At 68.2% G+C, this 11,550-nt stretch carries 10 protein-coding genes and 1 pseudogene; 10 read left to right on the forward strand and 1 reads right to left on the reverse strand.

What is annotated here, in order from left to right:
* The 5 genes and pseudogenes from FYM52_RS14970 to FYM52_RS14990 all read left to right on the forward strand — a co-directional run.
* A pseudogene (locus FYM52_RS14970) lies at positions 1-186 on the forward strand (dipeptide/oligopeptide/nickel ABC transporter ATP-binding protein); the annotation flags it as partial.
* Positions 187-201: 15 nt separating this feature from the next.
* Entirely contained in the window at positions 202-1,206 is a 1,005-nt protein-coding gene (locus FYM52_RS14975) for an ABC transporter ATP-binding protein (protein WP_154164679.1), read from the forward strand.
* 157 nt (positions 1,207-1,363) lie between these two features.
* Entirely contained in the window at positions 1,364-2,548 is a 1,185-nt protein-coding gene (locus tag FYM52_RS14980; RefSeq protein WP_154164680.1) for an amidase, read from the forward strand.
* A gap of 268 nt (positions 2,549-2,816) precedes the next feature.
* Positions 2,817-3,704: an SPFH domain-containing protein gene (locus FYM52_RS14985; protein WP_231499186.1), complete on the forward strand. Its 888-nt coding sequence runs from the start codon at positions 2,817-2,819 to the stop codon at positions 3,702-3,704.
* Complete coding sequence (locus tag FYM52_RS14990; protein WP_154164681.1) at positions 3,701-3,991, forward strand: hypothetical protein; 291 nt, start codon at positions 3,701-3,703, stop codon at positions 3,989-3,991. Before FYM52_RS14985 ends, FYM52_RS14990 begins: the two co-directional genes overlap by 4 nt.
* Before the next feature lie 56 nt (positions 3,992-4,047).
* Here the strand turns inward: FYM52_RS14990 and FYM52_RS14995 are convergent, their stop codons facing one another.
* Positions 4,048-4,554 carry an ureidoglycolate lyase gene (locus FYM52_RS14995; RefSeq protein ID WP_154164682.1) on the reverse strand — a complete coding sequence of 169 codons (507 nt, stop codon included), beginning with the start codon at positions 4,552-4,554 and terminating at the stop codon, positions 4,048-4,050.
* 130 nt (positions 4,555-4,684) lie between these two features.
* Between FYM52_RS14995 and FYM52_RS15000 the strand changes: the two genes are divergently transcribed.
* From FYM52_RS15000 to FYM52_RS15020, 5 genes are all read left to right on the forward strand, one after another.
* Positions 4,685-5,623: a LysR family transcriptional regulator gene (locus tag FYM52_RS15000; protein WP_154164683.1), complete on the forward strand. Its 939-nt coding sequence runs from the start codon at positions 4,685-4,687 to the stop codon at positions 5,621-5,623.
* Between the two features lie 90 nt (positions 5,624-5,713).
* A complete protein-coding gene (gene tcuA / locus FYM52_RS15005) occupies positions 5,714-7,138 on the forward strand; it encodes an FAD-dependent tricarballylate dehydrogenase TcuA (RefSeq protein WP_043384042.1) in 1,425 nt (474 codons plus the stop codon).
* Between the two features lie 12 nt (positions 7,139-7,150).
* Positions 7,151-8,356, forward strand: a complete 1,206-nt coding sequence (gene tcuB, locus FYM52_RS15010) for a tricarballylate utilization 4Fe-4S protein TcuB (RefSeq protein ID WP_043384262.1) — start codon at positions 7,151-7,153, stop codon at positions 8,354-8,356.
* A gap of 76 nt (positions 8,357-8,432) precedes the next feature.
* Positions 8,433-9,413, forward strand: coding sequence for a tripartite tricarboxylate transporter substrate binding protein (locus FYM52_RS15015; RefSeq protein ID WP_154164684.1), 981 nt, complete (start codon positions 8,433-8,435; stop codon positions 9,411-9,413).
* A gap of 200 nt (positions 9,414-9,613) precedes the next feature.
* On the forward strand, positions 9,614-11,539 hold the full coding sequence (locus FYM52_RS15020; RefSeq protein WP_179954958.1) for a radical SAM protein: 1,926 nt from the start codon (positions 9,614-9,616) through the stop codon (positions 11,537-11,539).
* Positions 11,540-11,550: the final 11 nt, after the last annotated feature.

An 11,550-nucleotide genomic window follows, 5' to 3' on the forward strand; every position in this document is an offset into this window, starting at 1 on the left:
AACCCCATCAACCCGCCCACGGGCTGCCGCTTCCACCCGCGCTGCCTGCAGGCTGCCGCAGTGTGCGCCGAGCGCGTGCCCACGATCTCGGACGTGCAACTGCACCACCACGCACGCTGCCTGGTGCACGAATTCAGCAGCGGCCACCCCCTGGCCACGGCCGATCAGCCCGCCCTGGCGGCTTGAACCCCGGAGACGACCATGACCCCCTTGGTACAGATCGAAGACCTGAACATCCAGTTCACCGGTGGCAAGAAACCGGTGCAGGCCGTCAGCGGCGTCAGCCTGTCCGTGCGCCCGGGCGAAGCCGTGGCCCTGATCGGCGAATCGGGTTCGGGCAAAAGCGTCACCCTGCGCACCCTGCTGCGCCTGCACCCCGAGCGCAAGACGTCCATGCAAGGCAAGGTGCAGGTCGCCGGCCATGACGTGCTGGCCCTGCGCGAGCGCGAGTTGCCCGGCTTTCGCGGCAAGACCTGCGCCATGATCTTCCAGGACCCGCTGCTGGCCCTGGACCCCGTCTACCCCGTGGGCGCGCAGATCGTCGAGGCCATCCGCCGCCACGAGCCCCAGACCAGCAAGGCCCAGGCCGAAGCCCGCGCGCTGCAGCTGTTCGAGCGCGTCAGCATCCCCAGCCCGGCGCAGCGCCTCAAGGCCTATCCGCACGAAATGTCGGGCGGCATGCGCCAGCGCGCCATGATCGCCCTGGCCCTGGCCTGCAACCCGCAGGTGCTGCTGGCCGACGAGCCCACCACCGCCCTGGACGCCACGGTGCAGATCCAGATCCTGCTGCTGCTGCGCGAGCTGCAGCGCGACCTGGGCCTGGGCATCATCTTCGTCACGCACGACATCGGCGCCGCCGTGGAGGTGGCCGACCGCATCGCCGTGATGTACGCCGGGCGCATCGTCGAGGAAGGTACGGCCGAGCAGCTGATCCGCCACCCGCGCCACCCCTACACCATGGCCCTGCTGCAAAGCCGCTCGCACGGCGCCATGGAACGCGGCCAGCCGCTGCAGACCATCCCCGGTGCGCCACCCGACCTGACCGCCATCCCCCCCGGCTGCGCCTTTGCCCCACGCTGCCGCTGGGCCACCGACGCCTGCCTGCAGGCCGTGCCCGCCGCGCGGGAGATCGCCCCCGGCCACCTGGCGCGCTGCGTGCGCACCGACGAAGCCGCGCAGCACGCTGCGCAACAGCTGGCGGCCTGAACGCCTGCGTGGCGCCCCTGCAAAAAAAAGAGCAGCTGGCGCTCATCCAACGGCACTTTCCAAGCCTTTTCACCTGGAAATGCCGAATGGGCGAGCGCCATGCGCTCCTGTTTTCACGCGCTCGTTGTCTGTATCCCTGTCCTCTGGAAAGCCTGCCATGCCCTTGAACGATCCCGCCCACGCCTTCGTACCCTATCCCGACGTGCCCGTGCCCCACGCCAGCACCGGCCCGCTCAGCGGCCTGTACTTCGGCGTCAAGGACCTGTTCGACGTGGCCGGCTACCCCACGGGCGGCGGCAACCCGCTGGTGCTGGTCCTGTCGGGCACCAAGACCCAGACCGCGCCCACCGTGCAAAAGCTGCTGGATGCCGGCGCCGCCTTCGCCGGCAAGACCGTCACCGACGAGCTGGCCTTTTCCATGAACGGCAACAACGCCCACTTCGGCGCGCCGCTCAACGGCGCAGCGCCGGAGCGCATCACCGGAGGCTCGTCCTCGGGTTCGGCCTCGGCCGTGTCCAGCCGGCTGTGCGACTTTGCCCTGGGCACCGACACCGGCGGCTCGGTGCGCGCACCCGCCAGCCATTGCGGGCTGTACGGCATCCGCCCTAGCCACGGCCGCGTCAGCCTGCAATCGGCCCTGGCGCTGTGCCACAGCTATGACACCTGCGGCTGGTTCGCCCGCGACGCCACCACCTTCGCCCGCGTCGGCGACGTGCTGCTGGGTGCCGACCTCGCCCCGCTGCCCGCCCGGCCGCGCCTGCTGAGCCCCACCGACGTCTGGGGCCTGATCGCCCCCGACGTACTGCCCGCCTGGGACGGCGCGCGGGCCCAGGTCCAGGCCGTGTACGGCGAAGCCGCGCCCACCACCGTGGCGCTGGACAGCTTTGAGGCCATGTACTGGAGCTTCCGCTACCTCCAGGGCCGCGAAGCCTGGATGACCGACGGCGCCTTCATCGAACGCTACGCCCCCGTGCTGGGCCCCGGCGTAAAGGAACGCTTTGCCTGGTCCCGGGACGTCACCGACGCCCAGGTCGAACAGGCCCAGGCCTTCCGCACGCGCTTCAGCGCCCACCTGCGCCAGTTGCTGGGCCAGGACGGCGTGCTGGTCATGCCCTCCATGCCCGACATCGCCCCGCTGCGCAGCACCGACGAGGCCGCGCTGGAGCACTACCGCAACCAGGCCGTGCAGATGCTGTGCATCGCCGGGCTGTCGGGCCTTCCGCAGATCTCGCTGCCCCTAGCCGAGCGCCAGGGGGCGCCGCTGGGCCTGTCGCTGCTGGGCCCCGCCGGCAGCGACCGCAGCCTGATCGCCATGGCGCAGCAGCTGGCTGCCACGGCCTGAGGCACCGCCCTGCACCACAGCCCCGCAGGCCATGGCCGCGGGGCTGTTGCGTCGTGGGCGGGCACCGGCGTGCGCTGCGCCCACGGGCCATGCGGCACATGTTTGATCTGGCCCACACCATGGCCGCAGCTGGGGCCTGCTCGGCGGGCCCCTGCGCCGTGGCGCTGCGAAACTGTGGTGTGATACATGCCCCATGCTGGTGCACAGAGGCTGTGCCCCCCACCCGGGCACAAGGACCAGCACGATGCCGCAAAGGAGGCGGACGAGAATGAGCAAACTGACGCAGTACACGAAGATGCTGGCCGCTGTCGCCACCGTGGTGACCCTGGCCGCATGCGGCCAGAAGGTCGAGGTGCCACCGGCCCACATCGGCAAGATCATGACCAAGGATGGCTACCAGGACAACCTGATCCCCACCTCCAAATTCCGGCTGGGCAAGTGCTGGGCCTACTGCGACCGACTGGTGCTGCTGGATGTCTCCGACAAGGCCTACCAGGAGGCCATGAGCATCTTCATCCCCGAAGACAAGCTGAACCTGGAGGTGACCATCCGTGCGACGCTGAGCATCAACCCCAAGAAGACGGCAGAGCTGTTCAATGCGATCGCCCCCACAGAGATGTCGGAGCATGTCTCGACGATTGCCAACGAGCAGGTGTACCGCACCTATGCCAGCCAGATCATCCAGGCCGAGGTGCGCGAGTACCTGAGCAAGCTGTCGATCAGCGAGATTGCCTCCAGCAACGAAAAGATCAACGCCGACCTGCGCCTGCAGCTGGGCAAGGCCATCGAGTCGCTGACGCCGTTCTCGGTGCGCTTTGTCGGCATCACCAACCTGAAATACCCCAAGATCATCACCGACGCGCAGGAGTCGGCGGCCGAGCGCCGGGAAGCCATCCAGAAGGAAGAGGCCCAGCTGGCGATTTCCAAGGCCCAGCTGGAACGTGAGCTGCAGGAAGCCCGGCTGCAGCGCGCCATCGACAAGGAAAAGGCCGAAACCGAAGCCATGTCGCAATCGGTGCTGGCCCAGTCCGTCGATGCCCGCGTGCTGCAGCTGCGCAAGCTGGAAAATGACCGTGCCTGGATCGAGAAGTGGAACGGCCAGCTGCCCACCACCACCCTGGGGGACAGCGTGCCCATGGTGAGCATTGCCAAATGATCCTGCTGCTCAACCTCCTGCCCTTTTTGATCGCCGCCATCGGCTTCGGTCTGAGCTGGAAGCGCAAGAACCGCTGGATCGCCGCCGCCACCTGCGCCGCTTTGCTGCTGTACTTCCAGGCCCAGCCCTCTTACCTGCCCAAAGGCGAGATCACGCGCTCGCCCCCGCCGGTGTTTGGAGAGTCGGGCGCCCAGATCGAGGACCGCAACCGCAAGCCCATGCCCGGTGACGAGCGCGACCAGCGCATGCGCGATGCCGTGCAGCAGGGGTTGGATTTCAAGCCCTAGGCACCGCCGCCCCCACCAGCGCCCCCTGCGGGCGCTTTTTTATGGGCGCCGTGGCGCTAGAGCCGCAGTTGCACCCCTGGGTCCAAACGGCAGACCTCGCAATCCACCACCGTCGCGCGCCGCTCCACCACCACAAAATCCCCGCCCTCCACCGCCAGCAGGGCGTGGTGCCAGGTCCCCGGTGCCAGCACCACACCCTGGCGGCCGTCGGTGACGAACACCTGCAGCTCGCCCGCCTGGGGGTGAGGCCCGGGGCGGGCCACCACGACCACAAAGCGCTGCGTGCCCAGCGGCACAAAGGTCTGGCTACCCAGGGCATGGCGTTCCAGCTCGGTCACGGCCAGCGGAAACTGCCGCGCCTGGGCGCTGAACAGCGCCAGCATGGGCACGCCGCCCTCGGCCGTCAGTCGCAGATCGGTCAGCAGCTCATGCCGCATGGCGTTGCCACCGTTGATGGGCCAGGCGGGCAGCGCGGGCGACTGCCCCTGCACGGCCACCACCTGGCCAAAAGGGGCAAAGCGCGCAGGCGTCAGGGGTTCGGGGGTCAGGATCAGGTCAGGCATGCCCGCAGATAAGCAAGTGCAATGCCACGCCATGCGGGCCGGGCACGGCGGCGCCCTCATGGGGCCGCTACCATGCCGGCTGGTGCGGGGGCATCGCGCCCGCGTTTTCTGTCTTCACTGTGAGCCACCTATGGAACTGCGCCAACTGCGCTACTTCGTGCGTGTGGTGGAACTGGGCTCCATGAGCCGCGCCGCCATGGACCTGGACATGGTGCAGTCCGCCCTGAGCCAGCAGATCAGCCGCCTGGAGAGCGAACTCAGCACCCGCCTGCTGCAGCGCTCCAGCAAGGGTACGGTCCCGACCGAGGCCGGGTTGGCCTTTTTCCACGAGGCCCAGCTGACGCTGCGGCATGCCGAGCAGGCCATCCACGCGGCGCAACAGGCGCGGCTGTCGGGGGCCGTGAGCATTGGCCTGTCGCCGACGATTGCCTCGGTGCTCGGCCTGCCGCTGATGCAGGCCCTGCGCCAACGCTACCCCGAGGTGCGCCTGCACATGGTGTCGGCGCTGTCGGGCCACCTGACCAGCCTGCTGAATGCGCGCCAGCTGGATCTGGCCATCCTGTTCGATGCACAGGGCGCCCGCCGCTGGAGCGTGCAGCCGCTGCTGGAGGAAAAGCTCTACCTGATCCAGTCCAAGCGCCGCCCGGTGTGCCCGCACACGGCCACCACCACCATGGCGCAGATGGGCGGCGTGCCGCTGATCCTGCCCTCGGGCAGCCACGGGCTGCGCAATGCCATCGTCACCGCCTTCGCGCATGCGGGCCTGCCCTTGAACATGGCGCTGGAGATTGACGGCCTGCCGCTGCTGATGGAGGCCGTGATGGCCGGCATGGGCGCCACGGTGCAGCCCTGGTCGGCCGTCAAGCTGCACCACGCCACGCAGGGCGAATTCCTGTGGTCGGAGATCGTGGACGGCCAGGTGCGCCGCCCGGCCATGCTGTGCGGCCTGTCGGAGGATGAGCTGTCACCCGCCGCGCTGGCCGCCCGCGTGGTGCTGCACGATTGCGCCGAGCACCTGGTGACCAGCGGCGCCTGGGCCGGCGCCACGCTGAGCCATCACAAAAACTGATACCCCCATTCCCTGAACCCCCTGCACAGGGCCGGGGGCGCTCCCTACAGTCGATCTTCCCCACGAGTGAGACTGCAAGGAGAGAGATTCATGGACACCGATGTTCTGGTCATCGGTGGTGGCAATGCCGCCCTGTGCGCCGCGCTGATGGCGCGCGAAGCAGGTGCCCGCGTGCTGCTGCTGGAGTCCGCACCGCGCGCATGGCGCGGCGGCAACTCCGCCCACACCCGCAACCTGCGCTGCATGCACGATGCGCCGCAGGATGTGCTGGTCGAGGCCTACCCCGAAGAGGAATACTGGCAAGACCTGCTGAAGGTGACGGGGGGCATCACCAACGAGCACCTGGCGCGCATGGTGATCCGCGCCTCCTCCACCTGCCGCCACTGGATGCGCCAGCACGGCGTGCACTTTCAGCCCCCGCTGTCGGGCGCGCTGCACGTGGCACGTACGAATGCGTTTTTCATGGGCGGCGGCAAGGCCCTGGTCAACGCCTATTACCGCAGTGCCGAAGCACTGGGTGTGGAGATTCGCTACGAGTCGCCCGTGGATCGCATCGACATCGACCACGGCATCTTCAAGGCAGCCTATGTGAACGGCCAGCGCATCACCGCCCGCAGCTGCGTGCTGGCCGCCGGCGGTTTTGAATCCAACCGCGAATGGCTGCGCGAGGCCTGGGGCCAGAACGCGCGCGGCGAATGGCCGGCCGACAACTTCATCATCCGTGGCACCGCCTTCAACAAGGGGGTGCTGCTCAAGCACCTGCTGGAAGACCACCAGGTCGACGGCATTGGCGACCCCACGCAGGCCCACATGGTGGCCATCGACGCGCGCGCACCGTTGTACGACGGCGGTATCTGCACCCGCATCGACTGCGTGTCCCTGGGCGTGGTGGTCAACCGCGAGGCCGAGCGCTTCTACGACGAGGGTGAGGACTTCTGGCCCAAGCGCTACGCCATCTGGGGCCGCCTGGTGGCCCAGCAGCCCGGACAGATTGCCTACTCCATCATCGACAGCAAGGCCATAGGGCGCTTCATGCCGCCCGTGTTCCCCGGCGTCAAGGCTGACAGCCTGCCCGAGCTGGCGCAGAAGCTGGGGCTGAACGTGGACACCTTCATGCGCACGCTCAACACCTACAACGGCGCCTGCCAGGTGGGCCAGTTCGACCACACGGCGCTGGACGACTGCCACACCGAAGGCCTGGCCCCCGCCAAGACGCACTGGGCCCGGCCCATCGACAGCGGCCCGTTCTACGGCTACGCCCTGCGCCCCGGCGTGACCTTCACCTACCTGGGCCTTGAAACCGATGACACCGCCGCCGTGCGCTTTGCAGGGCAGCCCAGTCGCAACCTGTTTGTGGCCGGCGAAATGATGGCCGGCAACGTGCTGGGCAAGGGCTACACCGCCGGTGTGGGCATGTCCATCGGCACGGCCTTTGGCCGCATCGCCGGACGCAACGCGGCGCTGGCCGCTGCGGGTAAAGGCGCCGAACACGGCGCCGTGAAAGACGAGGTGTAAGCCACCATGAGCATGCAATCCTTTGAAACGCTGGGCCAGGAAGCCCAGGCCCTGGCCTCTGGCCACAGCGGCAAGGTCATTCCCATCCTGCCCCTGAGCGCGGCCGAAGGCGAAGTGGCCCGCGTCATGCAGATCTGCAACGCCTGCCGCTACTGCGAGGGCTTTTGTGCCGTGTTCCCGGCAATGACGCGCCGCCTGGAGTTTGGCAAGGCCGATGTGAACTACCTGGCCAACCTGTGCCACAACTGCGGCGCCTGCCTGCACGCCTGCCAGTACGCCCCGCCACACGAGTTCGGCATCAACATCCCCAAGGCCATGGCCGAGGTGCGCGGCCAGACCTATGCCGACTACGCCTGGCCCCCGGCGCTGGGCCAGCTGTACCAGCGCAACGGCCTGACGCTATCGCTGGCCCTGGTGGCCGCGCTGAGCCTGTTCCTGGTGCTGGGCGCCGTGCTGCAAGGCGGCGGCCTGGGCGCACTGTGGGGGGCCGACCTGGGCGCCAATTTCTACAACCTGTTCCCGCACAACCTGCTGGTGGGCCTGTTCGCGCCGGTGTTCCTGTTCGTGGTGCTGGCGCTGTCCATGGGCGTACGCCGTTTCTGGAAGGACATCAAGCCCGCCACCAGCGGCGCCGACGTCAGCCGGCCCGCCGCCGCCGAGGCCACCGGCGATGTGCTGCGCCTGAAGTACCTGGATGGCGGCCACGGCGACGGTTGCCACAACGAGGACGATGCCTACACCCTGCAGCGCCGCCGCTGCCACCACCTGACCTTCTACGGTTTCCTGCTGTGCTTTGCCGCCACTGGCGTGGCCACGCTCTACCACTACCTGCTGGGTTGGGCCGCGCCCTACGACCTGCCCAGCCTGCCCAAGCTGCTGGGCGGCACGGGCGGCGTGATGCTGGCCCTGGGCACGGCCGGCCTGTGGCGCCTCAACCGCCGCCGCCACCCGCTGCATGGCGATGCCCAACAAAAACCCATGGACCTGGGCTTCATCGCCCTGCTGTTCCTGGTGGCCACCAGCGGCCTGGCGCTGTGGTGGGCCCGGGCCACCCCCGCCCTGGCACTGCTGCTGTGCCTGCACCTGGGCGCGGTGATGGCCTTGTTCGCCACCCTGCCCTACGGCAAGTTTGCCCACGGTGTGTTCCGCACCGCGGCCTTGCTGCGCCATGCCACCGAGAAACGCCAACCCAACCCCATCGGCCTGGGGGCCGATTGAGGCGTGCGGGGCCACAAGCCCCGCGGCGCTGAACTCCCCCACACCCAAAACATAACACCCATTCAGGAGATACCCCATGCAACGACGCACCCTCATCCAATCCTCGGCCGTGCTGCTCAGCGCCGGCTTGCTGGGCGGTCTGCCAGCCCTGGCCCAGGATTTCCCGCCCAGGAAACCCGTGACCATGGTGGTGGGCTTTGCCGCCGGTGGCGCGGCCGACGCCGCCGCGCGCCTGATCGCCAAGAAGCTGAGCGAGAACATCGGCCAGTCCGTGGTGGTGGAGAACAAGGGCGGCGCGGGCGGCAACATCGCCCACGGCCAGGTGGCGAATGCCGCCACCGACGGATCGGTGATCCTGTTCGGCTCGGTCGGCCCGCTGACCATCGCCCCGCACCTGATGAAGCTGACCTACGACCCGTTCAAGGACCTGGCGCCGCTGTCCGGGGGCGTCAACTTTCCGAACGTGCTGGTGGTGCACAAGGGCGCGGGGGTGAAGAACCTGCAGGAGTTCGTGGCGCTGGCCAAGAAGTCACCCGGCAAGGTGGACTACGCCTCCACCGGCGCCGGCTCAGCCTCGCACCTGGCGGGTGAGCTGTTCAACCAGCGCGCCGGCGTGGAAATGGTGCACGTGCCCTACAAGGGCGGCGCCCCGGCCCTGCAGGACCTGCTGGGCGAGCGTGTCACCAGCTACTTCGCCGCGCCGCCCACCGCCCTGCCGCATGTGCAGGCCGGCAAGCTGATCCCCCTGGCCACCACCGGCCTGACACGCCCGGCCTACATGCCGGACATCCCCACCGTGGCCGAAGCCGGCTACCCCGGCTTTGAGGCCCTGAACTGGTACGCCTTCGTGGCGCCCAGCAAAACCCCCACGGCCATCCTGGACCGCTGGAACGTGGAGATCGTCAAGGCCCTGAACGACGAAGGCGTGAAAAAGGCCTTGAACGACCATGGTCTGACCCCGCAGCCCACCACGCGCCAGGAACTGGCGGCGTTCATGAAAAAAGAATATGAGCAGTGGGGCCGCGTGGTGAAAGAGCGCAAGCTCTCTGCCAACTGAGGCACGTCCCCCCGCTTCCTTCCTTCACAGCCACCCGCGGGTGGCTTTTTTGCGCCCGCGCAGACCCTGGGGCCGGGCCGCCAGAAACCTGGTGCCGGCGCTTTTTCGCCAAGCCAGCGACAATATCGCCCCGCCCTGCTGCCCAGCCGGGCTTTTGTTGTGCGGCCCTGCGTGCCGCCCCGCCGGCCTGCTGAACCTTCATGACTGCTCCTGACACCCGCGTGCTGTCGCTCATCCCGCCGATGACGCAGCTCAACACGCCCTACCCTTCTGCGCCCTATCTAACGGGCTTTCTGCGTTCGCGCGGGGTGGATGCGGTGCAGGAAGACCTGGCCCTGGCCCTGGTGCTCAAGCTGCTGTCGCGCGACGGCCTGGCGCAGATCATCGACCTGGTGCAGGCGCAGTACGACGCCGACCCGGACCGCCTGTTCAGCCCCGCCGTGCAAAGCTTCATGGGCCAGCGCGACCAGTACCTGGCCACGGTGAACCGCGTGATCGCCTTCCTGCAGGGCAAGGACAGCACGCTGAGCCACCGCATCGTCAGCCGCGCCTGGCTGCCCGAGGGCCCGCGCTTCGATGCGCTGGAGCACTACATGGACGATGGCTCGGGCGACCCCGTGGGCTGGGCCTTCGGTGCCCTGGGCCAGCAGGACCGCGCCAAGCACTACGCCACGCTGTATCTGAACGACCTGGCCGACGTGATCCGCGACGCGGCCGACCCGCGCTTTGAATTTGTGCGCTATGCCGAGTCGCTGTCGGGCAACCAGCCCACCTTCGACCCGCTGGCCGAGGCCCTGGCCGCCGCCCCCACCCTGGTCGATGACGCGCTGGCCGAGCTGACGCGCAAGGCCGTCTGGCGCCACCGGCCCACGGTGGTGCTGCTGTCCACCCCCTTCCCGGGTTCGGTCTACGCGGCCTTCCGCATCGCCCAGACCATCAAGGCCGAATTCCCCCACATCACGCTGGTGCTGGGCGGCGGCTTTGTGAACACCGAGTTGCGCACGCTGGCCGAGCCGCGCGTGTTCGACTATTTCGACTTCATCACGCTGGACGCGGGCGAGCGCCCGTTGCTAGCCCTGCTGGAACACCTGCGCGGCGAGCGTGGCCGCTCGCGCCTGGTGCGCACCTTCGTGCGCAACGACGAAGGCGCGGTGCAGTACATCAACATGATGGAAGCCGACATCGCCTTTGCCGAGGTGGGCACGCCCACCTGGGACGGCCTGCCCATCCACGACTACCTGTCGCTGCTGGACATGCTCAACCCCATGCACCGCATGTGGAGCGACGGCCGCTGGAACAAGCTGACGATTGCCCACGGCTGCTACTGGAAGAAGTGCAGCTTCTGCGACGTGGGCCTGGACTACATCGGCCGCTACGAAGGCGCCAGCGCCACCGAGCTGGCCAACCGCATCGACGCCATCGTGGCCGAGACCGGCCAGACCGGCTTTCACTTCGTGGACGAGGCCGCACCGCCCAAGGCGCTCAAGGCCCTGTCCCAGGAGCTGATCGCGCGCGGCACCGACATCAGTTGGTGGGGCAACATCCGCTTCGAGAAAACCTTCAGCCCCGAGCTGGCCCAGCTGATGGCCGACAGCGGCTGCATCGCCGTGTCCGGTGGGCTGGAAGTGGCCTCGGACCGCCTGCTCAACCTGATGAAAAAAGGCGTCAGCGTGGAACAGGTGGCGCGCGTGACCAAGGCGCTGACCGACGCCGGCATCCTGGTGCACGCCTACCTGATGTACGGTTTTCCCACGCAGACCGTGCAGGACACGGTGGATGCGCTGGAGTATGTGCGCCAGCTGTTCGAGAACGGCTGCATCCAGAGCGGCTTCTTTCACCGCTTTGCCTGCACCATCCACTCGCCCGTGGGCCAGAACCCGCAGGCCTACGGCGTGACCCTGCCCGCGCTGCCGCCCGCCACGTTTGCGCGCAACGACATCCCCTTCATAGACCCCACCGGCGTGGACCACGACGCACTGGGCGTGGGGCTGAAGAAAGCCATCTACAACTTCATGCACGGCATCGGCGTGGAGGAGGACGTGCGCAACTGGTTCGACTTCAAGGTGCCCAAGCCCACCGTGCCGCGCAACAAGATCGCCAAGGCGCTGGCCGCCAAGGGCTGGTAAGCCCGCAGTCG

The sequence above is a fragment of the Comamonas sp. CAH-2 genome (assembly GCF_009668305.1).
Taxonomy (GTDB): Bacteria; Pseudomonadota; Gammaproteobacteria; order Burkholderiales; family Burkholderiaceae_C; genus Comamonas; species Comamonas aquatica.

Bases quoted from the DNA above. Each gene is read 5' to 3' on its own strand.
- tcuB (WP_043384262.1), top strand. From the start codon at position 7,151: ATGCAATCCTTTGAAACGCTGGGCCAGGAAGCCCAGGCCCTGGCCTCT.
- FYM52_RS15015 (WP_154164684.1), top strand. From the start codon at position 8,433: ATGCAACGACGCACCCTCATCCAATCCTCGGCCGTGCTGCTCAGCGCC.
- FYM52_RS14995 (WP_154164682.1), bottom strand. From the start codon at position 4,554: ATGCCTGACCTGATCCTGACCCCCGAACCCCTGACGCCTGCGCGCTTT.
- FYM52_RS15000 (WP_154164683.1), top strand. From the start codon at position 4,685: ATGGAACTGCGCCAACTGCGCTACTTCGTGCGTGTGGTGGAACTGGGC.
- FYM52_RS15020 (WP_179954958.1), top strand. From the start codon at position 9,614: ATGACTGCTCCTGACACCCGCGTGCTGTCGCTCATCCCGCCGATGACG.
- tcuA (WP_043384042.1), top strand. From the start codon at position 5,714: ATGGACACCGATGTTCTGGTCATCGGTGGTGGCAATGCCGCCCTGTGC.
- FYM52_RS14990 (WP_154164681.1), top strand. From the start codon at position 3,701: ATGATCCTGCTGCTCAACCTCCTGCCCTTTTTGATCGCCGCCATCGGC.
- FYM52_RS14975 (WP_154164679.1), top strand. From the start codon at position 202: ATGACCCCCTTGGTACAGATCGAAGACCTGAACATCCAGTTCACCGGT.
- FYM52_RS14980 (WP_154164680.1), top strand. From the start codon at position 1,364: ATGCCCTTGAACGATCCCGCCCACGCCTTCGTACCCTATCCCGACGTG.
- FYM52_RS14985 (WP_231499186.1), top strand. From the start codon at position 2,817: ATGAGCAAACTGACGCAGTACACGAAGATGCTGGCCGCTGTCGCCACC.